This window comes from Kitasatospora sp. NPDC085879 (genome assembly GCF_040686255.1).
Classification (GTDB): domain Bacteria; phylum Actinomycetota; class Actinomycetes; order Streptomycetales; family Streptomycetaceae; genus Kitasatospora.
In genome coordinates this window covers 15,524-38,041 of sequence record NZ_JBFBJZ010000029.1, presented here as the reverse complement: position 1 = coordinate 38,041, position 22,518 = coordinate 15,524, and the positions used below count along the sequence as shown (strand labels likewise).

At 73.3% G+C, this 22,518-nt stretch carries 22 protein-coding genes and 1 tRNA gene; 5 read left to right on the top strand and 18 right to left on the bottom strand.

What is annotated here, in order from left to right:
- Position 1: 1 nt before the first annotated feature.
- The 11 genes from AB0P35_RS22290 to AB0P35_RS22240 form a co-directional block, all read right to left on the bottom strand.
- The gene (locus tag AB0P35_RS22290; RefSeq protein ID WP_363513298.1) at positions 2 to 1,003 is read right to left on the bottom strand and encodes a polyprenyl synthetase family protein; all 1,002 of its coding nucleotides are present in this window, start codon (positions 1,001 to 1,003) and stop codon (positions 2 to 4) included.
- Positions 1,004 to 1,164: 161 nt separating this feature from the next.
- Positions 1,165 to 2,565 (bottom strand): hydroxysqualene dehydroxylase HpnE, encoded by a 1,401-nt coding sequence (hpnE, locus tag AB0P35_RS22285; protein WP_363513150.1) that lies wholly within the window; start codon positions 2,563 to 2,565, stop codon positions 1,165 to 1,167.
- 103 nt (positions 2,566 to 2,668) lie between these two features.
- A complete protein-coding gene (gene hpnD / locus AB0P35_RS22280; RefSeq protein WP_363513295.1) occupies positions 2,669 to 3,526 on the bottom strand; it encodes a presqualene diphosphate synthase HpnD in 858 nt (285 codons plus the stop codon).
- Between the two features lie 41 nt (positions 3,527 to 3,567).
- Entirely contained in the window at positions 3,568 to 4,494 is a 927-nt protein-coding gene (gene hpnC / locus AB0P35_RS22275) for a squalene synthase HpnC (protein ID WP_095876516.1), read from the bottom strand.
- Between the two features lie 138 nt (positions 4,495 to 4,632).
- Positions 4,633 to 5,448, bottom strand: coding sequence for an ABC transporter ATP-binding protein (locus AB0P35_RS22270; protein ID WP_095876517.1), 816 nt, complete (start codon positions 5,446 to 5,448; stop codon positions 4,633 to 4,635).
- Entirely contained in the window at positions 5,441 to 6,361 is a 921-nt protein-coding gene (locus AB0P35_RS22265) for an ABC transporter permease (protein WP_363513146.1), read from the bottom strand. The genes AB0P35_RS22270 and AB0P35_RS22265 overlap by 8 nt, the downstream gene beginning before the upstream one ends.
- Before the next feature lie 60 nt (positions 6,362 to 6,421).
- Positions 6,422 to 7,294: a glycosyltransferase family 2 protein gene (locus AB0P35_RS22260; protein ID WP_363513291.1), complete on the bottom strand. Its 873-nt coding sequence runs from the start codon at positions 7,292 to 7,294 to the stop codon at positions 6,422 to 6,424.
- A gap of 8 nt (positions 7,295 to 7,302) precedes the next feature.
- Positions 7,303 to 8,139 carry a CDP-alcohol phosphatidyltransferase family protein gene (locus tag AB0P35_RS22255; RefSeq protein WP_363513143.1) on the bottom strand — a complete coding sequence of 279 codons (837 nt, stop codon included), beginning with the start codon at positions 8,137 to 8,139 and terminating at the stop codon, positions 7,303 to 7,305.
- The gene (locus tag AB0P35_RS22250) at positions 8,117 to 9,178 is read right to left on the bottom strand and encodes an iron-containing alcohol dehydrogenase family protein (RefSeq protein ID WP_095876519.1); all 1,062 of its coding nucleotides are present in this window, start codon (positions 9,176 to 9,178) and stop codon (positions 8,117 to 8,119) included. Before AB0P35_RS22250 ends, AB0P35_RS22255 begins: the two co-directional genes overlap by 23 nt.
- Positions 9,166 to 9,921: a phosphocholine cytidylyltransferase family protein gene (locus AB0P35_RS22245; RefSeq protein ID WP_095876520.1), complete on the bottom strand. Its 756-nt coding sequence runs from the start codon at positions 9,919 to 9,921 to the stop codon at positions 9,166 to 9,168. The genes AB0P35_RS22250 and AB0P35_RS22245 overlap by 13 nt, the downstream gene beginning before the upstream one ends.
- Complete coding sequence (locus AB0P35_RS22240; RefSeq protein WP_363513288.1) at positions 9,918 to 11,705, bottom strand: DUF5941 domain-containing protein; 1,788 nt, start codon at positions 11,703 to 11,705, stop codon at positions 9,918 to 9,920. Before AB0P35_RS22240 ends, AB0P35_RS22245 begins: the two co-directional genes overlap by 4 nt.
- Before the next feature lie 857 nt (positions 11,706 to 12,562).
- On the opposite strand from AB0P35_RS22240, the gene idi reads away from it, so the two are divergent.
- Positions 12,563 to 13,090 carry an isopentenyl-diphosphate Delta-isomerase gene (gene idi / locus AB0P35_RS22235; protein WP_257019515.1) on the top strand — a complete coding sequence of 176 codons (528 nt, stop codon included), beginning with the start codon at positions 12,563 to 12,565 and terminating at the stop codon, positions 13,088 to 13,090.
- Positions 13,091 to 13,126: 36 nt separating this feature from the next.
- Here the strand turns inward: idi and AB0P35_RS22230 are convergent, their stop codons facing one another.
- Positions 13,127 to 13,657 (bottom strand): ATP-binding protein, encoded by a 531-nt coding sequence (locus AB0P35_RS22230; RefSeq protein WP_363513284.1) that lies wholly within the window; start codon positions 13,655 to 13,657, stop codon positions 13,127 to 13,129.
- A 489-nt stretch (positions 13,658 to 14,146) separates the two neighbouring features.
- Between AB0P35_RS22230 and AB0P35_RS22225 the strand changes: the two genes are divergently transcribed.
- The 3 genes from AB0P35_RS22225 to AB0P35_RS22215 all read left to right on the top strand — a co-directional run bounded on the left by AB0P35_RS22225 (position 14,147) and on the right by AB0P35_RS22215 (position 16,077).
- A tRNA-Leu gene (locus tag AB0P35_RS22225) sits at positions 14,147 to 14,234 on the top strand.
- A gap of 210 nt (positions 14,235 to 14,444) precedes the next feature.
- Positions 14,445 to 15,236 carry a maleylpyruvate isomerase family mycothiol-dependent enzyme gene (locus tag AB0P35_RS22220; RefSeq protein ID WP_363513139.1) on the top strand — a complete coding sequence of 264 codons (792 nt, stop codon included), beginning with the start codon at positions 14,445 to 14,447 and terminating at the stop codon, positions 15,234 to 15,236.
- 151 nt (positions 15,237 to 15,387) lie between these two features.
- Complete coding sequence (locus AB0P35_RS22215) at positions 15,388 to 16,077, top strand: DUF998 domain-containing protein (RefSeq protein WP_363513136.1); 690 nt, start codon at positions 15,388 to 15,390, stop codon at positions 16,075 to 16,077.
- Positions 16,078 to 16,157: 80 nt separating this feature from the next.
- Here AB0P35_RS22215 and AB0P35_RS22210 read toward each other — a convergent pair whose 3' ends face one another.
- The 6 genes from AB0P35_RS22210 to AB0P35_RS22185 form a co-directional block, all read right to left on the bottom strand.
- Complete coding sequence (locus tag AB0P35_RS22210; RefSeq protein ID WP_363513133.1) at positions 16,158 to 16,745, bottom strand: GNAT family protein; 588 nt, start codon at positions 16,743 to 16,745, stop codon at positions 16,158 to 16,160.
- 91 nt (positions 16,746 to 16,836) lie between these two features.
- Positions 16,837 to 17,205 (bottom strand): MmcQ/YjbR family DNA-binding protein, encoded by a 369-nt coding sequence (locus tag AB0P35_RS22205; RefSeq protein ID WP_363513130.1) that lies wholly within the window; start codon positions 17,203 to 17,205, stop codon positions 16,837 to 16,839.
- A gap of 26 nt (positions 17,206 to 17,231) precedes the next feature.
- A complete protein-coding gene (yidD, locus tag AB0P35_RS22200; RefSeq protein WP_363513127.1) occupies positions 17,232 to 17,768 on the bottom strand; it encodes a membrane protein insertion efficiency factor YidD in 537 nt (178 codons plus the stop codon).
- Between the two features lie 192 nt (positions 17,769 to 17,960).
- Positions 17,961 to 18,368, bottom strand: coding sequence for a DUF779 domain-containing protein (locus tag AB0P35_RS22195; protein WP_363513124.1), 408 nt, complete (start codon positions 18,366 to 18,368; stop codon positions 17,961 to 17,963).
- Complete coding sequence (adh, locus tag AB0P35_RS22190) at positions 18,368 to 19,885, bottom strand: aldehyde dehydrogenase (protein WP_095876606.1); 1,518 nt, start codon at positions 19,883 to 19,885, stop codon at positions 18,368 to 18,370. Before adh ends, AB0P35_RS22195 begins: the two co-directional genes overlap by 1 nt.
- Before the next feature lie 139 nt (positions 19,886 to 20,024).
- Positions 20,025 to 21,251, bottom strand: a complete 1,227-nt coding sequence (locus tag AB0P35_RS22185; RefSeq protein ID WP_363513121.1) for a GAF domain-containing protein — start codon at positions 21,249 to 21,251, stop codon at positions 20,025 to 20,027.
- 402 nt (positions 21,252 to 21,653) lie between these two features.
- Here AB0P35_RS22185 and AB0P35_RS22180 point away from each other — a divergent pair, with 402 nt between their 5' ends.
- Entirely contained in the window at positions 21,654 to 22,484 is an 831-nt protein-coding gene (locus tag AB0P35_RS22180; protein WP_363513118.1) for a GNAT family N-acyltransferase, read from the top strand.
- Positions 22,485 to 22,518 lie beyond the last annotated feature (34 nt).

Genomic DNA, 22,518 nt, shown 5'->3' with positions numbered 1-22,518 from the left:
GTCACCTCTCTCGTACCACCACGAATTCGGCGAGTGCGACGAAGTGCTCCCGCACCTCGTCGGTCATCGGCACCTCGTCCAGAGCGGCGAGGGCGGTCTGGTGCTGGCGGCGGGCCTCGTCCTGGGTCCAGGCGCGGCCGCCGGCCTCCTCGATCAGCGCGGCCCGGGCGGCGAGCGCCTGCTCGCTCTCCTCGCCGCGGCCCTGCGGGTCGGCCAGCTGGTCGGCGAGCTTGCGGGAGGCGGCGCCGCCCTCGGCGAGCGCGGCGCACACCGGCAGCGACTTCTTGCGCTGGCGCAGGTCGCCCCAGTGCGGCTTGCCCGTGACCTCGGTCGCGCCCCAGATGCCGAGCAGGTCGTCCACCGCCTGGAAGGCCAGGCCCAGGTGGTGCCCGTAGCGCTGCAGCGCGTCGGAGACCCGGTCGTCGGCGCCCGCGAGCACGGCGCCGATCGCCGCGGAGGCGGCGAGCAGGGCGCCGGTCTTGCCGCCCTCCATCTCCAGGCACTCCTCCACCGTCACCACGTCGCGCTGCTCGAAGGCGACGTCCATGGCCTGGCCGTCGATGAGCTTGCGGGTCGCGGTGGTGATCAGGCGGACGGCGCGCGCGGCGTCGGCGGCGGTCGCGCCGCCCGTGACCGCCGCGTCGAGCAGCACCTCGGTACCCAGCGTGGCGAGCGCGTCGCCGACCAGGATCGCCTGGGCCGGGCCGAAGACCGTCCACGCGGTGGCCCGGTGCCGCCGGGTCTCGTCACCGTCCATCAGATCATCATGGAGCAGCGAAAAGTTGTGCACCAGCTCGACGGAGACGCCGCCGGGCACGCCGACCTCGGCAGACGCGCCGGCCGCCTCGGCCGACAGCAGGGCCAGCGCGGGCCGCACCGCCTTGCCGCCGTCCCCCGCGGCGGGCTTGCCGTCCCGGTCGATCCAGCCGAAGTGGTAGGCGCCGACGGTGTCCATGGGTGCCGCCAAACGGGCGACGGCGGCACGCAGCGACGGAGTGCACATGGTCCGGCCGCGTGCCAGCAGGTCGAGCACCGACGGGGTGTCCTTCACCGAGCCGGCGCCCTGGGTGCGAGCCTCCACGTACGTTCCCTCTCCGTGCGAATGCCCGGCTGCTGTGGGCGCCAGGCGTGGTGCGATGTCGATGGTGGTCCGGCGGGGCGGCGTCATCGCGGCCACCGCCCGTCGCCGCGGTCGGCGGGCAGGCGCCGGCCAGTACGGGCGAGTGCGGCGTCGGCGGCGGCGTGGCCGCTGCGCACTGCACTCTCCATGGTCGCGGGCCAACCGGTGGCCGTCCACGAACCGGCCAGCAGGAGGCCGGGGATGTCGGTGGCCGCGGCGGGCCGCAGCGGGGCGGTGCCGGGGGCCGGGTCGAAGGTGGCCGTCCGCTCGCGGGTGACGAAGAAGTCCAGCACCTTCGCCTCGCGGGCGCCGGGCACCAGCCGGGCCAGCTCCGGCAGGTAGCGCTCGCGCAGCTCGGCCACCGGCAGGTCGATCTCGTCCTGCACCGCGGACTGCGACAGCGCCAGGTACTGGGCCCCGGGCACGGCGAGGCCGGAGTGGGCCGTCCGGTCGAAGACCCACTGGACGGGCGAGCCCAGCGCGGCGAAGAACGGGCGGCGCACCAGCGGGCGGTCGTACACCACGTGCACGTTGAGGATCGGCGCGTGGCCGAGCTCGGCGAGCCGGTGCTGGTCGCGCAGCGCGCCCGGCGGCAGCAGGGCGGCGGCCGCCTCCTGGGCGCCGGCGAGCACCACCGTGTCGGCGGTGAGCAGCTCACCGTCCTCGAGCCGGACGGCGTGCCGGTCGGCGGGCTTGATCTCGGCCGCCCGGGTGCGCAGCCGCACCTGGACGCCGAGGCGCTCCAGCTCGGCCAGGGCGGCGTCGTGGTGGATCCGGCCGAGCGGCACCGCGGCCATGCCGATGTCCGAGGCGCCCGGGTCGGAGAGCAGGCCGGTCTTGAAGACCATCGCGGCCAGTGCCAGCGAGGTCTGCTCGGCAGTGGCGTTCAGGGTGGCGACGCCCACCAGGTCCCAGAGGGCGGCGACGGTGGCCGCGGACTGGCCGTGCCGGCGCAGCCAGGTGCCGAAGGAGATCTCGTCCAGCGCCGGATCGGCGAGGTCGAGCGCCTGCAGGGCGAGCGCGCCGCGGACCACGCGCAGCCGGTCGGCGGGGCCCAGGTGCGGGTACCCGGCGAGGCTGGCGGCCAGGTGCAGCGGCACCGGCAGCCCGGCGCGGCGCAGCCGGCCGAAGGTGCGCCGGCCGTCGGGGGCGACGGAGAGCACCGGGACGTCCAGCCGGGGCTGGAGATCCACCAGACGGCCCGCGCCCAGTCGGTCCAACAGGCCGCGGTACGCGGTGCAGCAGCGCAGGAAGACGTGCTGGCCGTTGTCGACCACCAGGTCGCCGCGGCGGAAGGAGAAGGCGAGGCCGCCGAGCCGGGGCCTGGTCTCCAGCAGGGTGACGCGGTGGTCGGCCTCGGCGAGGCGCAGCGCCGCGGTGATGCCGGCGAGGCCGCCGCCGACCACGACGGCGGTGGGCCGCTCGGCCGTCGTCCCTGCGGTCATCGGTGACACCCCCTGCCCTCGTCTCGCCGTCGTTTCGTGGACAACATCACTGCATATGCCCGTGATTCCCTGTTGACACAGCGTGACATAACTGGCGGAAGAATCAAGAACGCCCTCCGGCGAGCCCGGACAGCGCCACGTACGCCTTCTCCCAGCCCGGGAGGGAGACCCGGCCGCGCAGCACCGACTCCGGTTCGGCCGCGATCCGGCCGAGCAGGCGGTGGTAGATGCCGGCCATCGCCGCGGTGCACGCGCGGCTGCGGCGGTCGAGCATCGGCAGCAGCCGCAGGCCCTCCTCGAAGGCCTGCTGGGCGCGGTGCGCCTCGAAGGCGACCAGCCCGGTGAAGTCCGCGCCGGCCGGCGGCTCGGACAGGGCGAAGCCCTCCTGGCAGCCGAACCGGACGAGGTCCTCGGTGGGCAGGTAGGTGCGGCCGTTGGCGGCGTCCTCGCGCAGGTCGCGCAGGATGTTGGTGAGCTGCAGGGCGAGGCCGAGGGTGTCGGCGTAGTGCGCTCCGAGCTCCGGGTCCTCGCAGCCGTACACGCCGAGCGAGAGCCGGCCGATCGCGCCGGCCACGCAGCGGCAGTAGACCTTGAGGTCGTCGTAGGTCTGGTACTCGACGCCCTTGAGGTCCATCTCGACGCCGTCGATCAGCTCGTCGAAGCCGCCGAGCGGGATGGGGAAGCGCCGGGCGGCGTCCGCGAGGGCGACCTTGACCGGGTCGGTGTCGTCCTCGCCGACCGCGCCGGCCCGGACCTCGCCCAGCAGCTCGCGGGTGCGCATCAGCTGCTCGGACTTGCGGTCGGCGGGCAGGTCGCCGTCGCCGATGTCGTCCACCCGTCGGGCCAGGGCGTAGAGCGCGGACATGGCGAGGCGCTTGGGCTCCGGCAGCAGCCGGATGCCGTAGCTGAAGTTGCGGGCCTGCAGCGCGGTGACCGCCTCGCAGTACCGGTAGGCCGCCATGACCGGCGCCGACGCCAGTGGGGATGCCGCCACTCGGGCGTTCACCTTCCCTTCGCGAAGAGTGCCGCCGCCCGAAGTGCGAGGCGGCGCTTGTCCGGCTTGGGCTGCTGGGCGAGGACGTCGTACCCGGCGGCCTCGACGGCCGCCAGGGCCGCGTACCCGCCCGCGGTGAATCCCGCGAGCAGCAGCCGTAGCCTCCCGTGAACCGTACCCACCAGCGGCGCGCCACGGTCGAGCAGGGTCCTGGCCCGCTCGGCCTCGAAGGCGATCAGCTCGCGGACGCGCGGCCCGGCGGTGGGTTCGGCAAGGTCGGCCTCGGTGACGCCGAACCGCTCGCGGGAGTCGGCGGGCAGGTAGATCCGGCCGCGGCCGAGGTCCTCGGCGACGTCCTGGATGTGCTCGACGATCTGCAGGCCGCTGCAGATCGCGTCGGAGAGGGCGATCCGCTCGGGGGTGGCGACGCCGGCGATGGCCAGCACCAGGCGGCCGACCGGGTCGGCGGAGAGGGTGCAGTAGCCGATCAGGTCGCGGTAGGTGGCGTAGCGGGTGGTGGTCTGGTCGACCCGGTTGGCCTCGATCAGCCGGCGGAACGGCTCCGGGGTGACGGGGTGACGGTCGGCCAGCGGGACGAGCGCCTTCATCAGCGGGTGGCGGGGCTCCTCGCCGCCCTGGCCGAGGGCGGCTCCGAATGCGCGGTCGAGGTCGCGCTCCAGGCCGTCCAGCAGGCCGAGCCGGAAGGCGGTGCGGTCGGCGGTGACCGGGACGTCGAGCAGGGCGGCGACGCGCTCGGGCTCGGCGAGGTCGCCGTCGCCGGCGTCGTCGACCAGCCGGGCGAAGCCGTAGACCGCCATCAGGTCGGTCCGCCAGGCGGCGGGGAGGAAGGAGGGCGCGACCGGGAAGTTCTCCAGGTCCGCCTTCTGCAACGTGGCGCCATCTGTCTGATTGTCTGATTTGGCCGAAGCCACCACTGCCGTCACTCCCCCGTTCTACACCGCTGCCGCCCGGCGGTCCCCTTCGGACACGCGTACCGGGCCCTGTGTCCGATCACGCCGAGGCCGGTGCCGGAAGACTCCGGCACCGGCCTCGGAGAGGTCGCCGCAACCCGCTCAGGGGCGGTCGCCGCGCTCGTACGCCTTGACCACGACGTCGGTCGGCCCGTCCATGACGAGCTCGCCCTTCTCGATCCAGATGGTGCGCTCGCACGTGTCGCGGATCGCGTTGTTGTTGTGGCTGACCAGGAAGACCGTGCCGGCCTCCTTGCGCAGCTCGCGGATGCGGGCCTCGGAGCGCTTCTGGAACTTCTGGTCGCCGGTGGCCAGCGCCTCGTCGATCAGCAGCACGTCGTGCGTCTTCGCCGCGGCGATCGAGAACCGCAGACGGGCCGCCATGCCGGAGGAGTACGTGCGCATCGGCAGGGTGATGAAGTCACCCTTCTCGTTGATGCCCGAGAAGTCGACGATGTCCTGGTAGCGGCTGCGCACCTCGGCGGGGGACATGCCCATCGCCAGGCAGCCCAGCACCACGTTGCGGTCACCGGTCAGGTCGTTCATCAGTGCGGCGTTCACGCCCAGCAGCGAGGGCTGGCCGTTGGTGTAGATGCCGCCCCGCTCGGTCGGCAGCAGGCCGGCGATGGCCGCCAGCATGGTCGACTTGCCCGAGCCGTTGGAGCCGATGAGGCCGACCGCCTCGCCCTTGTACGCGGTGAAGCTGATGCCGCGCACGGCGTGCACCTCGCGGATGGCGGGCGAGCGCTTGCGCGAGATGATCCGGCTCAGCGCCGAGGTGGCGCTGCCCTTGCCGGAGCCTGCGCCGTGCACCTTGTAGACGATGTGCACGTCGTCCACGACGACGGTGGGCACGCGGGCCTGGTCGGCGTCCACCGGGGCCGCCTCCTTGACGTTGGTCGTTGCGGTGTCAGCCACGGCCGTACTCCTCCTCCGCCTTCCAGAAGAACACGAACCCGATCACGAAGGCGACCAGGGCCCACCCGATCGCCACGGCCCACACGTGCGGCGGCAGCGACGCACGGTTGCCGGCGCTCGGGTCGAAGGCGAACCGGATGAGGTCCATGTAGACCGCGGCCGGGTTCACGTCGGCGAGTACCTGGATCCACTTCGGCCAGGACTTGATGTTGTTCTCGATGCTGTAGAACACGCCCGACAGGTACATCCAGGTGCGCAGGATGAACGGCATCAGCTGCGCCATGTCGCTGGTCTTGGCGCCGACCCGGGCCATGACCAGGGCGATACCCGTGTTGAACAGGCAGAGCAGTGCGATGGCCGGGATGACCAGCAGCCAGGTCAGACCGGGCACGATCCCGCTGATCAGCACGATCGCGACCAGGACGATCATCGAGATCAGCAGCTGCTGCAGCTGGATGATGGTGAAGGCGATCGGCAGGCACGCGCGGGGGAAGTGCAGCGCCCGGATCAGCCCCAGGTTGTCGGAGATCGAGCGGGTACCGCTCTGCACCGCGCTCTGGATGAACTGGAAGATGAAGACGCCGATGCACAGCCACGGGACGTAGTTGTCGATCGACTTGCTGCCCGCGAGGATCAGGCCGAAGACCAGGAAGTAGACCACGCAGTTCAGCAGCGGGGTCACGACCTGCCAGACCTGGCCCAGCTTCGCCGTGCTGTACTGCGCGACCAGTCTCGCGGTCGCGAAGGACACGATGAAGTGGCGCCGGGCCCACAGGTCCTTGATGTACTGCGCCAGTCCGGGCCGCCGGCCGCTCACCGTCAGGCCGTACTTGGCCACGAGCTGCTGGGGGGTCAGGCCCGCGTCGGAACCCCTCGGGGCCGAGAGGCTGAGCGGGTCACTCAATGTCGACACATTCGTCCTTGATCACGGAAGGTAGTTCGACCGACAGGGGGGCACTGCCGGCTGCAGCGATCAGATGATCGGCGGTCGTCCCAAGCGGGTCAATCGCCATACAGTACGCCATCGCATCGGCCGTCGCGGACCACAGGGTTCGCTCCAGCCGGCCCGGAAACCGCCCAGCCAGGCCTTGATCGCCTCGCCCGAGGGACGGCGGGCCAGCGTGAGCAGGAACCACGTTCCCAGATAGAGAGGCACGAGCAGGGCGGGAAGGTTCCGCCGTGCCAGCCACACCCGGTTGCGGGCCACGTTGTGGAGGTACGAGGCGTGCCGGGCCGGCGAGGTGGTGGGGTGGTGCAGCACCACGTCGGCGCGGTAGTCGATGGCCCAGCCGGCGTCCTGCGCGCGCCAGGCGAGGTCGGTCTCCTCGTGCGCGTAGAAGAACTCGGCGGGCAGCTGGCCGGCCTGCGGGAAGACCGCGGTGCGGACGGCGCTGGCGCCGCCCAGGAAAGTGGTCACCCGGGAGGAGCGCAGCGGGTCGCTGGCGCGCAGCCGCGGGACGTGCCGGCGCTGGGTGGCGCCGGTGTCCGGGTCGGCGATCCGGAAGGAGACGATGCCCAGGCGCGGGTCCTCGGCGAAGGCGCGGCGCAGCAGCTCGGCGGAGTCCCGGTCGGGCAGCAGGCCGTCGTCGTCGAGGAAGAGCACCACGTCGACGTCCTGGCCGTCCGGGCCGAAGAGCTCGATGCCGACGTTGCGGCCGCCGGGGATGCCGAGGTTCTCGGCGGTCTCGGTGGCCCGCACGTCCGCGGGCAGGGCGGGCAGCGGCGCACCGTTGGCGACCACCGCGATCTCGACCGGCGGGCCGTCCTGGGCGCGCACCGACTCGATGAGCGCGTTGAGCTCGGCCGGACGGTTGCCCTGGGTGATGATGACGGCGCCGAGCCGCAGGGCGTCGCTCATCGCAGCCTGCTCGACAGCACGATGCTGAGCAGGTGGAGCACCGTCTGCAGCACGGCGATGGCGGCGAGCACCACGACGGCAAGGCGGGTGAAGTAGAGGCCGCCGTGGACCGCGTCGGCGATGCCGGCGGCGAGGATGAAGAGCGAGGCCTCGACGGCGCCGACCAGGCGGTGGAACTTCAGCAGCGAGGCGACGCGGCGGGCCTTGGCGACACCGGCCGAGCGCGGCACCGAGGCGCTGTCCTCGACGGCGGTCATCCCGCTGCGGGCCCGGGCCACGTCCACCAGGTCGGTCTCGGACTTGATCAGGATCGCGCCGAGGGCGGCCAGGGTGCCGAGGAAGGCCCACTGCCAGGCGGCGGTGCCCTCCTGGTGGAACAGGTCGGTGGCCCGCAGGCCGAGGCCGGTGAGCAGGGCGGCCTCGGACATGTAGTGGCCGACCCGGTCCAGGTACACGCCGGTGAGCGAGGTCTGCCGGCGCCAGCGGGCGACCTCGCCGTCGACGCAGTCCAGCAGCAGGTAGACCTGGATCAGCAGGGCGCCGAGCACGGCGCCGGCCAGGCCGGGGATCACCAGCGCGGCGCCGGCCAGGATGCCGGTGAGCATCATCAGGTACGTCAGGCCGTTGGGCGTGATGAAGGTGACGGTGCTCAGCACGCGGGTGATCCGCAGCGAGATCTTCCGCATGTAGAGGCGGCCGGCCCAGTGCTCGGCGCTGCGGCGCTGGAGCATCCCCTCCGGGTGGATGACGGCCCGCAGCTCCTCGATCGAGGGGCGGCGGGTCAGGTCGACCGGGGCGACCGAGGGGGTGTCAGCGGTGGACTGCTTTGACATAGTCGGCGTACGCGTCCCTGATGTCCGATGGCGAGAGGTCGAGGTGTTCCAGGATGGTGAAGCGGCCCGGGCGGGTGTTCGGGGCGTAGTGCACCGCCTCGGTGAACTCCGCCTCGGTGAATCCGATCCGGTCGGCGGTCACCGGCAGTCCGTGGCTCGCCAGGCGCTCCACGATCAGGCCGGTCAGCTCCTGCTCGCCCCGCAGGTGGCTGGCGAAGGCGGCCCCGAGGCCGACCTGCTCGCCGTGCTGCGCGGACCGCTTGGGGTACAGCAGGTCCAGGGCGTGCGAGATCTCGTGGCAGGCGCCCGACGAGGGCCGGGTGCTGCCCGCGATGTTCATCGCGATGCCGGACAGTACCAGGGCTTCCGACAGGGCCATCAGGAGGTCCTCGTCCGCCAGGCTGCCGGGGTGGCGCAGCAGGTTCTCGCCGGCCGAGCGGGCCATCGCGACGGCCAGGCCGTCGACCGGCTCGCCGGTGATCCGGTTCGAGAGCTCCCAGTCCGCGCAGGCCGAGATGTTGGAGATGACGTCGCCGATGCCGGCCGCGACGAAGCGCTGCGGGGCCTGGCGGATGACGTCGAGGTCGACCACGATGCCGATCGGGCTGGGCACGCCGTAGGAGCCGCGCCCGGCGTCGTTGTCGAGGATCGAGACCGGCGAGCAGATGCCGTCGTGGGCGAGGTTGGTGGCCACCGCGACGATCGGCAGGCCGACCCGCGCGGCGGCGTACTTCGCCGCGTCGATGATCTTGCCGCCGCCGAGGCCGACCAGGGCGTCGAAGTGGCCGCCGCGCATCTCGTCGGCGAGCCGGACGGCCGCGTCCAGGGTGCCGTCGGCGACCTCGAACCAGGCGGCGCCCGGGAGCAGCGGTTCGAGCCGCTCCCGGAGCACCGCGCCGGAGCCGTTGCTGATCGCCACCGCTATCCGCCCGGAGGAGGACAGCCGCTGGTCGGCGAGGATCCCGCCGAGCGCGTCGATCGCGCCGGCCCGGATCTCGACGAAGACCGGCGAGGGCACCAGCCGGGTCAGTACTGGCACGCGATCTCCCGCGCGCGGGCGAGGTCGTCGTGGTTGTCGACCTCGACCCAGGAGACCTCGCCGATCGGCTGCACGTCGATGCGCAGGCCGCGGTCGACCATCTCCTGGTAGCCGTCCTCGTAGTACAGCTGCGGGTCGCGCTCGAAGGTCGTCCGCAGGGCGTCGGCGAGGGCGTCCTTGGCGGACGGGTTGATGATCGTGACGCCGATGTACTCGCCGGTGGCCTCGGCCGGGTCCATCAGCTTGGTGATGCGGCGCATGCCGAGGGCGGGGTCGACGACGACCTTCATCTCCTCGTCGGCGAGCTTCTTCACGGTGTCCAGGGCGAGCAGGATGCCGGGGGCGCTGCCCTCCTTGGCCATCCGGTCGTTGCCGTCGAGCATGGTGCGCTGGACGGAGGCCGGGTGCACGGTGTCGCCGTTGGCGAGCAGCAGGCCCTCGCCGAACAGGTCGCGGGCGCACCACAGGGAGTAGGCGTTGTTCCACTCCTCGGCCTTGTCGTTCTCGACCAGGGTGAGCTTGACGCCGTACTTCTGCTCCAGCGCGTCCTTGCGGTCGTAGACCGCCTCCTTGCGGTACCCGACCACCACGGCGGCCTCGCGGAGCCCCACCTCGGCGAAGTTGCCGAGGGTCAGGTCCAGGACGGTCCGGTCCCCGTCGACCGGCACCAGCGCCTTGGGCAGGGTGTCGGTGTACGGGCGGAGCCGGCGGCCTGCGCCGGCGGCCAGGACGAGGCCGATCATGCGGTGTCTCCTGATTCGTCGTGTTCTGCCGTGGCGTCGCCGAACACCCAGAAGTGGATGGACTCGGCGACGACGACCAGGGCCAGGACGGCGGCCAGGACCACCAGACCGCCCTGCAGGGCGGCCGCTCCGGGCCCCTCGTGGCCGACGGCCCCGGTGGGGGCGCCGCCGTACACGAGAGCGGCGAAGAGGGTGACGAGCAGGGCCCGGCCCTCCTGGCCGCCGGTCGCGCGAACCAGCCAGCGGGCCGGCGCGCCGGTGCCGCCGCGAAGGCGGTACACCGTGTCGTAGTGATGGTAGGCGACGGCCGCGACCAGCCCGAACGCGGCCGGGAGGGAGGCGGTGTCCAGGCGCAGCGCGAGGGCGAGGACGGTCAGGTACTCGCCGGCCCGGAAGAACGCGGGGGCCAGCCAGTCCAGCGCGCCGTCGAGCCTGCGGGCCAGCACGAGCGAGCTGAGCAGCACGTAGCCGGCGGCGGCGCCGACCGCGGCCCAGGTGCCGCCGAGCACGTACACGGCCACCGGCAGGCCGGCCGAGGCGAGCGCGGCGACCAGCGGGACGGCCGGGCCGGGCAGCCGGCGGGCGACCGGGCGCAGCACCGGGGCGAGCAGCTCGGCGAGCGGGCCGCCGTCGGCGAGGATCGCGACCTCGCGGGCGGCCTGGTCGGCGCGCGGGCGGCGGCGGTTGATCGAGCGGAGCACCCGGCCGGCGGTGGTGTAGCAGCAGGCCAGGGCGCAGCCGACGAGCAGCACGGTGAGCGTGGTGCGCGGGGTGGTGAGAGCGGTGAGCAGGGCTATCAGGGCCCAGCGCTCGCCGATCGGCAGCACGATGATGCGGCGGGCCCAGACCGTCCAGCCGACCCGGTCGAGCCGGTTGGAGAGCTGGGCGGTGGGGCTGGAGTTCGCCCCCTCGACCTTGCTGCCCGCGGTGGCGGGGTTGCGGGCGGTCTCCTGGTCGGCGGCCATGAAGGCGAAGTCGACACTGTGCCGGAAGGTCATCAGCACCATCGCGGCGAGCGCGAGCGCCCACACCTGGTCGCCGGTGCGGGCGGCGGCGATCGCCAGGCCCGCGTAGAAGGAGTACTCCTTGGCCCGGTCGAAGGTGGCGTCCAGCCAGGCGCCGACCGTGGAGTACTGCAGCGAGTAGCGGGCCAGCTGGCCGTCGGTGCAGTCCAGCACGAAGGAGAGCAGCAGCAGGAGGCCGGCGGCGACGAAGCCGGGCCGGGTCGCGGTGGCGGCGCTGGCGGCCGCGGCGAGCGCGGTGACCAGCGAGGCCGTGGTGACCTGGTTCGGGGTGAGGCCGCGGCGGGCGCACCAGCGGGCGATGTACCGCGAGTAGGGGCTGACGCAGTACGTGGTGAAGAAGCCGTCCCGGGCCTTCACCGCGCGGCGCAGCCGGACGGCCTCCTCGTCGACCTCGGCGACGGCGGCGCGGGCGGCGGCCAGCTCGTCGGCGTCGGCGGGGACGGTCGCGACCAGGGTGCCGAGCTCGGGGCGCTGGACGGGGATGCCGCCGCGCTGCACGGCGCCGGCCAGGGCGTCCGGGAGGCTGGGCTCGTGGCCGGTGAGGCCGTGGGCGGCGGCGACCAGTGCCTCGCGGGCGGCGGCGCCGTGCACCGCGACGGCGCCGGGGACGGCGCCGGCCGGGAAGCGCGGGTCGGTGAGGGCGAGCCGCAGGGCGTGCCGGTGGCCGACGAAACCGGCGTCTATGACGGCGATCCGCTCGGCGGGGTCAACGGCCCCGAGCAGGCCGGCGAGTTCGACGGCGTCCCGGGCGTGCAGGATCCGGCCGAAGCCGATGGCCGCGAGGTCGGCGGCGAGCGGGCCGGGGGCGGAGACGGCGGTGCGGGGCCCGGTCTGGTCGGCGGCGCCCGCCGCGGGGCGGGAGGCGGTGCGGTCGGCCTGGGCGGGGATCGGCACCGTGGTCACGGTGGCGGTGGCGCCCGTCCCGAATCCGGTGCCGAGCGGGAGCGGGCCGCCGGTTCCCGGGGCGGCCGACGGCTCGGCGCCGGTCACGATCACAGTGGACAGCGGGACTCACTCCCTGACGGTGCGACGTTCGACGGTACGGACGGGTCCGGCCGCAACGGCGAACGGTGGGACGGGGTGGGGTGGCGGCGCCGCCCAGCGGGCCCGGCGCACCGGTTGAGGCTACCGGACGGCCCGTTTGCCCCCGAATCGGGCGTCCCCCGCCCAAACGGGGCGCCACGCGCGGGCGCTCGACGGCACGGGCGGGCAGCGCGGATCCGCAGCTGGCGGCCGTTCCGGGACCGCCCGACCGTGCAGATCATCATTCCGGACGGCGAGCCCCGCATTCAAGCCGCGGAGGGGCGGACATCGGGCACATGTCCGACGTTCGAACGGACACAAGGTGAAGGCTCCGCAACGAAATCGGTCAGGGCCCGAACACATCGTCCGGTCATTCGCCCCTTCCCCGGGCACACGTGCGTCGTGCCCGCGGGACCTTTTCCCATGCGGCAGACTTGGGGCCCGACGCCACTTGCGAAGGGGACCCCATGTCCGACATCTCGTCGACCAGCCGGACGCACCACCTCCCGGAGGTCGACCCGGATCTCGACAGAGGTCCTGGCGCCGGCGCGGGCGCCGGCTCAGGCGCCGCCGCGGGGCAGCCCACCGCCATCATGCTGGAACTGGTCGACGACGACGGCTTCACCATCGGCACCGCCGAGAAGCTCTCCGCCCACCAGCCGCCGGGCCGCCTGCACCGCGCCTTCTCGGTCTTCCTCTTCGACCAGAAGGGCCGGCTGCTGCTGCAGCGCCGCGCCCTCGGCAAGTACCACTCCCCCGGCGTGTGGTCCAACACCTGCTGCGGCCACCCGTACCCGGGCGAGCAGCCCTTCGTCGCCGCCGCCCGGCGCACCGCGGAGGAGCTCGGCATCGCGCCGGCGCTGCTCTGCGAGGCCGGCACCGTCCGCTACGACCTGCCCGACGAGGCCTCCGGGCTCATCGAGCGCGAGTGGAACCACCTCTTCGTCGGCGTGGTCACCGCCGACCTCGCGCCGGACCCGGACGAGATCGCCGAGACCCGCTTCGTCACCGAGGACGAGCTGAAGGAGCTGGAGTCCGAGAAGCCGTTCTCGGCCTGGTTCCGGACGGTCTTCGAGGCCGCGCGGCCGGGCATCCGGGAGATCACCGGGCGCGACTGGTAGCACCGGCGGGGTCTGCCAGGCGGTCGGGCCGCGGGCCTACCAGGGGTGGCCGTCCGGCTCCGCGGCACGCGGGGCCGGCAGCGGCAGGCAGGCCCAGATGACCTTGCCGCCGCCATCGGTCCGTTCCACGTCGCAGGTGCCGCCGGCCTGCAGGGTCACGCTCTTGACCAACAACAGGCCGCGGCCGCCGAGGTTGCCCAGGTCGCTCTCCAGCGCCTTCGGCCGGTACGGGTGGAGGTCCTCCACCGAGATCCGCACCCAGCCCTCGCCGATGGTCAGCTCGGTGCTGAGGCGGGGCGAGACCACCGCGGCGTGCGTCACCGCATTGCTGACCAGCTCGGAGACGATCAGCAGCAGGTCGTCGATCAGCTCCTGGTAGCGCTCGCCGGCCATGCCCTGGACGAGCAGGCGGTCACGGACCGCGTGGCGGGTCTGGGGGACGGCGGCCTCCTGCGCCTCGGCGACGAACTGCCAGGCGCCCGGTTCCGGGCCGGCGCCCGGCTGTCTCGCCGCACCCCCGTCCGGGGAGCCGGGGTCCGTCGAGGTGCGCGAGGCCGCCCCGCTGATCTGTTCCACCGTCAAGCCACCCTTCGCATCGTGACGGGAGGCTCCGCCGCGAGCCGTGCGCGGCGGCGCGGGCCGGCGGCCTCTCGGGAATCGGGCGTTCCGCTCAAGGCTCCCTTGGTCCACAGAGGCTAGGAGAGCACCCGCCGGCCGCCGGTCCAGGGACTGGAAACTGGCGGCGGGTGAACTGTTCAGACCACATGCGAACGCGATCGGACCACTTTCAGCCCGGTCACGATTCGTTGTACCAGCGGAACGGTCACACCGTGCGAGGTTTTCCCAGATCAGCACGTTCGTCACCACACTCCGCACACCCCGTCGCAGCGACCGACACCCGCCCGACTCGTACGGTTCATCCAGAAATGCCCGAATCCATCGTTCCGATCCGCCCCCAGCAGCAGAAACGCAGGTGAGAAGCAGCCTCACGGCCTGGTAATGTTCTCTCTGTCGCCAGGGGGCGAAGGAAACGGAAACCCCAGGGCAACACACCCCGTCCGGGTGGCGGAATGGCAGACGCGCTAGCTTGAGGTGCTAGTGCCCTTTATCGGGCGTGGGGGTTCAAGTCCCCCCTCGGACACCAGCGGATCCCCGCGGAGCTCATTGAGCTCCGCGGGGATCTTTGCGTTTCCGGCTTCCGGACTCGCCGCTGCGACGGCACGGGTGATGTCGGACACGGATCGAATGGATGGCTCAATGGTTGACCACGTGAACCATTGAGTCTACGGTCGACTCGGCACGCGAGGTTCGCATCCGTGAGCGCCTTCGCTCCGTCCAGAGAGGCACGACCACTATGACGACGTCCGTTCGCCGGGCCCCCGGGCCCGCCCCGATCGACCACCGTGCGGCCGTCGGCGCGGAGACCGCCCGCTTCGCGGCAGTGGTCGAGGCCGCCGACTTCGCGACCCCGGTGCCGAGCTGCCCCGGCTGGACGCTCGCCGACCTGGTCAAGCACGCGGGCAGCGTGCAGCGCTGGTTCTCGGTGCTGCTGCACGGGCGCATCCAGGAGCCGCCGCGCAGCCGCGACGTCGACCTCCGGCTGCCGGCCGGGGACGACGGGTGGGCCGACTGGCTGGCCGAGAGCGCGGCGGTGGCCGAGGACGCGTTCCGGGCCACCGGCGCGGACACCCCGATGTGGGCGTGGGGTGCCGACCAGCACGCCCGGTTCTGGGCGCGCCGGATGCTCTTCGAGACCCTGGTGCACCGGGTCGACGCGGAGCTGGCCCTCGGGGTGCGGCCGGAGATCGACCGCGCGCTCGCGGTCGACGGCGTGGACGAGTTCCTGGTGAACCTGCCCTTCGCCGGCTTCTTCGCCCCCAAGGTGGCCGACCTCCGTGCCGACGGGCGCACGATCCGGTTCCGTTCGACCGACGGGGACGGCGACTGGCTGGTCCGGCTGCGGCCGGACGGCTTCGGGCTCGACCCCGCCGATGACGGATCGGGCACCGCGGACGCGACCGTCCGGGGCACCGCGGCCGACCTCCTGCTGCTCGTCTACGGCCGGTTGCCCGTCGGCACGGACGCCGTCGTGCACGAGGGGGACAAGGAACTGCTGGCGCACTGGTTCGCCAACTCCGCGTTCTGAGACGGCCGGGGCAGCAGGGGCGCGTGGGGCGGCCCGAACGGCGGCTGCGCGGATGGCGGGATTTCGACGTGCGCGTGGCGCGGTTTCGAGGTAAGCGGGCGCGGGAAAATCGGGAGGTACTGAGCATTTCGGGTGGCTGAGGGGGCGTCTCATGACCCACCGTGACTCCGGATTCGACCCACAGGATCAGGACCCCAAGACCGTGCAGCGCCTTCGCTTCGGCGTCGGCCTCATCGGGTTCCTCCTGCCGATCGTCCTCCCGATCGGAAACATCATCACCTCGGCGCGACTCACACTGCTCGCCTCGATGAGCGCGTCGTACTACACGCACATGCGCAACGTCTTCGTCGGCAGTCTGTGCGCCATCGGCGTCTTCCTGATCTGCTACCGCCACGACCGGCGCGAGGACCGGCTGAGCTCACTGGCCGGCCTGTTCGCGATCCTGGCGGCCCTGTTCCCCACCCTGCCGCCGGCGTCCGTCGCGCCGCACCCGAGCCATCTGCAGACGACGGTCGGTGTCCTCCATCTCTGCTTCGCCGCCGGGCTGTTCGGCGTGCTCGCGTTCTTCTGCCTCCGGCTGTTCGGCGACGGCCGGGGTCAGTCCGGACACCGGATCCACAACTGGGTCTACCTGCTGTGCGGTTGGGTGATCGTCGGCTGCACCGTGATGATCGCCGCCGCCGGTGCGCTGCACTTCGTGTGGGACCTCCCGCTGACCCTGACGTACGTCGGCGAGGCGGTGTCGGTGTTCGCGTTCGGTGTCGCGTGGCTCGTCAAGAGCGAGGCGATCGGCGCGGTCACCTCCACGGCCTCGCCCGGGCCCGGGGCCGCTCCGGCCTGACCCGGACACTCCTGGCGCCGGACCGCACGGCCCGCCACCCCGCGTCCCCGGGATCCGCTCCCCGGGGCGCAGGGGCGCGTTCAGAGGAAGCCGCCGCCGAGGCCGTCCCGCCACTCCGTGGCGAGCACGGCGTAGACGAGGGTGTCGCGCCAGGTGCCGTCCGAGCGCCGGGCGTGGCGGCGCAGCGGGCCCTCGCGGACGGCGCCGAGGCCGGACAGCGTGAGCTGGGCGCGGACGTCGAGGTGGTCGACCTGCCACTGGACGCGGCCGAAGCCCAGGTCGTCGAAGGCGTGCCTGAGCAGGAGGAGGTGGGTCTCGGCCGTCATCGGGGTCTCCCAGGTGTTGCGGGCGGCCCAGTGCCAGCCGATGTCCAGGCGCTCGTCGACGACCGCGATGTCGGTGTACGCGATCCACCCGGCGGCCCGGTTGGTGCCGGCCGGGACGATCGCGAACATCACCGCGTGCCCGGCGGACTGCTGGGCGAGCCGCTGTTCGACCAGCATGTGCATCTCGCCGACGGTGTAGGGAGTGACCACGGGGAGCCACTGCCAGAGGCCGTCGTCGCGGCTGCCCGCGAGGTGCAGGTCGGGTACGTGCGCCGTGGTCAGCGGCTCCAGCCGGACGTACCGGCCGTGCAGGACGACGGGCGCGAGGGGCCGTGGTGCCATGCGGAGCAGGCTAACCCCGCCCGGCGATTCCTGACAGGGGTGTGCCGGGGCCCGGCCCCCGCGCGGGCGGGACGCCCGGCGGGCGGTTCGGTCAGCGGCCGCTGCGGCCGGTGGGCGGAACGCCGTCGAGGTGGGCGGCGGCGACGCTGCGCGGGACGACCATGCGCCAGGCGTCCAGGACGAGTTCGCGCATCTCGTCGGTGTCGATGGCCGCCGTTCTCACCTGCACCCAGTTGTACCGCTCGTCGGCCGGGTCGGGCGGCAGGAACGTGTCCGGGGCGGAGGCGATCAGTGCCGCCCGTTCTTCCTTGGGGAAGGCGAAGCCGAGGGCCGACTCGTCGCGGCTGAAGGCGAGATAGACGATCCGCCCCACCCTGAACTTGATCCGCTCCCGGACCAGTGCCTCTTCCGTCCGGGGCAGGGACAGCGCGAGACGCCGCACCTCGTCAACGGTGACCATCCGGCCAGCCTGCCACGCCGAAGGGCTCAGCGCCCGGGGACGGGGTCGGTGCCGCCCTTGGTGCCCGGGCGGCAGCGCAGCAGGCGGCCGGCGGTGAGGCGGCTGCCGCGCAGCGCCCCGTGGCGGTGGAGGGCCTGGACGGCGTAGGTGGAGCAGGACGGGGTGTAGGGGCAGCGGGCCGCCCGGGTGGGGCTGATCCGGGTGCGGTAGAAGCGGACGGCGTCGTAGAGGCCGGCCGCGAGCGGGCCGGCGGGGACGGGGGCGGCCGGGTCGGCGGCGCTCCGGCCGTGGCCGCGGCCGCCGGCGGCCTTGAGCACGGAGGCCAGCATGACCGGGATCAGGGCGATCATGCAGGGGTCGGCGATGTCGCCGAGGCAGTCGCAGGCGTCGCAGCAGTCGTTGTCGCCCTTCGTCCGCTTGTTGCGGCGCTTCCACTCCTCGCGGGCGCGGCGCTGCTCCCGGCGGCGGCGCCGCTCGTGCTCGGGGAGCCACCACCAGGCCCGGCCGGGGCGCGGCGGCGGGCCGCTCTGCTGCTGCACGTGGTGCGGGTGGTGCTGGGACACGGCTGCGGGCCTGCCTTCCGTCCGGTCGCGGGCCGGCGCCGCCGCGGGTGCGGAGCGCTCGGAGAGTCGGACGACGGTAGCGCACCCGCGGGTTCCCTCCGCGGCCGCGCCGGAACGGCCGGCAGTGGAGCCGGAGCCGACGGCGGACCAGCACGCGGTTGGACGCCGCGCACTGATCCGCCGTCGTGGCCGCTACTCCTCGCCGTGGTCGGCGCCGCCGGGCAACGGTGCCTGGCCGGCGAGGAGTTCGGTCTCCTGCTCGGTGAAGAGGCGGGAGCGGAGCAGGAAGCGGACGCCTTCGGGTGCTTCCAGCGAGAATCCGCTGCCGCGGCCGGGGACGACGTCCACGGTCAGGTGGGTGTGCCGCCAGTAGGCGTACTGGTCGGCGCTGATCCAGAACGGGGTGTCCTCGGCGAGGCGGCCGAGCAGGAGGTCCGCGGCGCCGACGCGGAACTCGCCGCGCGGGTAGCACATCGGTGCGCTGCCGTCGCAGCAGCCGCCGGACTGGTGGAACATCACCGGCCCGTGCACGGCCACCAGGGTGCGGAGCAGCTCCTCTGCCGCACCGGTCAGTTCGACCCTGGTCGGGGCCGGCTTCATCAGAAGAAGCCGAGCTTCTGGCCGGAGTAGCTGACCAGCAGGTTCTTGGTCTGCTGGTAGTGGTCGAGCATCATCCGGTGGGTCTCGCGGCCGATGCCGGACTTCTTGTAGCCGCCGAAGGCGGCGTGCGCCGGGTAGGCGTGGTAGCAGTTGGTCCACACCCGGCCGGCCTTGATGGCCCGGCCGAGGCGGTAGGCGGTGTTGCCGTCGCGGGTCCAGACGCCGGCGCCGAGGCCGTAGAGGGTGTCGTTGGCGATGTGCAGCGCCTCCTCGACGGTGTCGTAGGTGGCGACGGAGACCACCGGTCCGAAGATCTCCTCCTGGAAGATCCGCATGTCGTTGGTGCCGCGGAAGATCGTCGGCTCGATGTAGTACCCCCCTTCCAGGCCGGGGACGGTACGGGCGCCGCCGCCGGTGAGGACCTCGGCGCCCTCCTGCCGGCCGATGTCCAGGTAGGAGAGGATCTTCTCGTACTGGTCGTTGCTCGCCTGGGCGCCGATCATGGTGGCGGGGTCGAGCGGGTCGCCGGCGGTGATCGCCTCGGTGCGGGCGATGCAGCGGGCGATGAACTCCTCGTAGATGGAGGAGTGGACGAGCGCCCGGGACGGGCAGGTGCAGACCTCGCCCTGGTTGAGCGCGAACATCACGAAGCCCTCGACGGCCTTGTCCAGGTAGTCGTCGTCGGCGGCCATGACGTCCGGCAGGAAGATGTTCGGGCTCTTGCCGCCGAGTTCGAGGGTGACCGGGATGATGTTCTCGCTCGCGTACTGCATGATCAGGCGGCCGGTGGTGGTCTCGCCGGTGAAGGCGACCTTGGCGACCCGGGGGCTGGAGGCGAGCGGCTTGCCGGCCTCCGTGCCGAAGCCGTTGACGACGTTGAGGACGCCGGGCGGCAGCAGGTCGGCGATGAGTTCGACGACCAGCAGGATGGAGACCGGGGTCTGCTCGGCCGGCTTGAGGACGACGCAGTTGCCGGCCGCGAGCGCCGGGGCGAGCTTCCACGCGGCCATCAGGATCGGGAAGTTCCACGGGATGATCTGGCCGACGACGCCGAGCGGTTCGTGGAAGTGGTAGGCGACGGTGTCGGCGTCGATCTCGGCGATGCCGCCCTCCTGGGCGCGCACCACGCCCGCGAAGTAGCGGAAGTGGTCGACGGCGAGCGGGAGATCGGCGGCGAGGGTCTCCCGGACGGGCTTGCCGTTCTCCCAGCTCTCGGCGACGGCGAGCTTCTCGAGGTTCTGCTCGATCCGGTCGGCGATCCGGTTGAGGATGGTGGCGCGCTCGGTGACGGAGGTGCGGCCCCAGGCCTCGGCGGCGTTGTGGGCGGCGTCCAGGGCGAGTTCGATGTCCGCCGCGGAGGAGCGGGCGACCTGGCAGAACGCCGCGCCGGTGATCGGCGAGGGGTTGTCGAAGTACCGCCCCTCGACGGGGGCGACCCACTTGCCGCCGATGAAGTTGTCGTAGCGGGGGGCGAAGCTGACGATACTGCCTTCGGTTCCGGGCCGGGCGTACACCATGGGGCGGCTCTCCTCGTCGAAAGACGCGTGCGTGGGCGTCCGGCGGCCGACGTCCCGGCCGCCGTGACGGGGCCACTCTCACCGCTTCGGGTTGGTGAAAGGTTGGGACGGCCCGGCTGCCCCCAATCGCCGGTCGGTCTCAGTCGCGTCCGGCGGCGTGCAGCCGGCTCAGCGCGATCGCCCGCCGTCCGTCGCCGGGCGCGAGCAGCCGCAGCGCGTGCTGGTGCACCTCGGCGTCGTACGGGGCGAGTTCGCCGTACCGCAGGGCCGGTTCGGGGGCGGCGCCGGCCAGCACGGCGGCGCGGACGGCGACTTCCAGACAGGCGCGGTGTTCGGCGATCCCGGGGGCTTCGGAGTGCGGCAGCAGCGGCCCGGTGTAGAGCCGCAGTGCGGTGGCGGTGTCACCGCGTTCCAGGGCGCGCAGGACCTCGGCCGCGTCGCAGCGGACGGGGTCGGTGAGCCGGTAGCGGCGGGCGGCGATGGCGCCGCCGAGGGCGCGGCGCAGGTGCGAGATCTCGGCCTTGACGGTGGTGGCGGTGACCGGCCGGTCGCCGTACAGCGCGGTGCGCAGCCGTTCGGCCGGGAATCCCTCGGGCTCCAGGGCGAGGAGGGTGAGGATCTCCAGTTGACGGGGCGGCAGGCGCAGCGGGACGCCGTCGCGGACGGCCTGTTCGCGGCCCAGGCAGGCGAGGTGCAGGCCCTGCTGGTGGGGGGTGGGGCCGGGACCGGTGGGCAGGGCGGTCTCGATGGCGGCGGCGAGGGTGCGGACGGTGGAGAGCGCCAGCGGGTGCGAACGGTCCCAGGTGGTGGAGAGGTCGAGGGTGCCGGCGATGGTGCCGTCGGGGCGGCGGATCGGCGCGCAGTAGCAGACCCAGCCGTGCAGGGCGGAGACCAGGTGTTCGGCGGAGAAGACGGTGGCGGCGCGGCCGGTGGACAGTGCGAGGGAGAGGGCGTTGGTGCCCATCGCCTGCTCGTCCCAGCGGGCGCCGGGGGCGAAGTTGACCCGCTCGGCCTTGCGGCGCATGACGCGGCCGCCGCAGGTCCACAGGATGGTGCCGGTCTCGTCGGTGACGGCGGCGATGAAGTCGGCGTCCTCGGCGATCGTGCGGAGTTCGCCGGCCACCGCGTCGACGGGAGCGCGGAGCGGGGAGTGCGCCCACCGGGGGCTCAGTGCGCCGGTGCCGGCGGCGGGGGCGCTGGTACGGGCGGGGTCGACGATGGGGCGGGAGCGGAGCCAGGAGTCCGCGACCTCGGGGCGGACACCGGCGCCGTCCGCCGGGCCGCGCGGCCGGGCCGCCGGGTCGGGTACCCAGCGGGACCACTCGTCCTCCAGCGCGGCCCTGCGCCGACGAAGATCACCACGCACTGCACCGACCCCTTCGACCTCGTCGTCGACGGCAGGGCTGGCGTTGCGGCGCGCCTGCCGGGAGGGCTGTTCGTCCCGATCGGGACAGTGTGGCGGACGCCGGCGGCCCCGGCCAGCATGCCGCACCGGGAGGCGGCCCGCGGCGTCGGCAGGCGGGCCGAACCGCGGCGGAACGGCGGGACGGCCGGGCCCCGGCGGGCGGCAGGGGCCTGCGCGGCGGGCGGGACGGCGCTCGCGCCAGGCGTTCAGCGGGTCCACATCTGCGCTCTGTCGGACGGCCACCTCGATGCCGACCGGCCACGGGAGACATACGGGTGACCCGCCCGTCATGAGCGTGACGGGACAAGGGCCGGTCCGGAGCGCAGTGCGTCCCAGTCCCGTCCACGAGCAGGGAGAGCCGAGATGACCACCGCCCCCGTCCTCACACCGTCCGTCCCCGCCCAGACCGCCCCCGCACGGCCCGCGGCGGCCGCCGCCGGGCAGGCCGCGAAGCCCCCCGTCCCCGTCGGGTACAGCGTCGCGCTGGCCCAGGACCTGGGCGACGTGCGGGCCGCGCAGCGGCTGCGCCACCGGGTGTTCGCCGAGGAGATGGGGGCCGTCATGGACAGCCCGCTGCCCGGCCTGGACGTCGACCCGTTCGACGAGCACTGCGACCACCTGCTGGTCCGCGAGAACGGCACCAACGAGGTGGTCGGCACCTACCGGCTGCTGCGCCCGGAGGCGGCCCGCCGGGCCGGCCGGCTGTACTCCGACACCGAGTTCGACCTGTCCCGGCTGGCCGGACTGCGGGACGACCTGGTGGAGGTCGGCCGGTCCTGCATCCACCCGGACCACCGGGGCAGCGGCGCGGTGATCAACCTGATGTGGGGCGGCATCGCCCGCTACCTGACGACGACCGGCAACACCTGGGTGGCGGGCTGCTGCTCCGTCCCGCTGGCGGACGGCGGCACCGAGGCCGCGGGCGTCCGGGACGCGGTCTTCGCCAAGCACCTCGCCCCGGAGGAGTACCGGGTGTCGCCGCTGCGCCCCTGGGGCCACGCGGGTGTGGCCCGGCCGGCCCGTGCGGCCGTCCCGCCGCTGCTCCGCGGCTACCTGCGGCTGGGCGCCTGGGTGTGCGGCGAGCCCGCGTACGACCCGGACTTCGGCGTCGCCGACCTGTACGTGCTGCTGTCGCTGGAGCGGACCGACCCCCGCTACCTGCGGCACTTCCTGTCCGCCGGGCCCGCCTTGTGAGCGCCTGGCTGCCGACGGCGCCGTGCACGCCGGA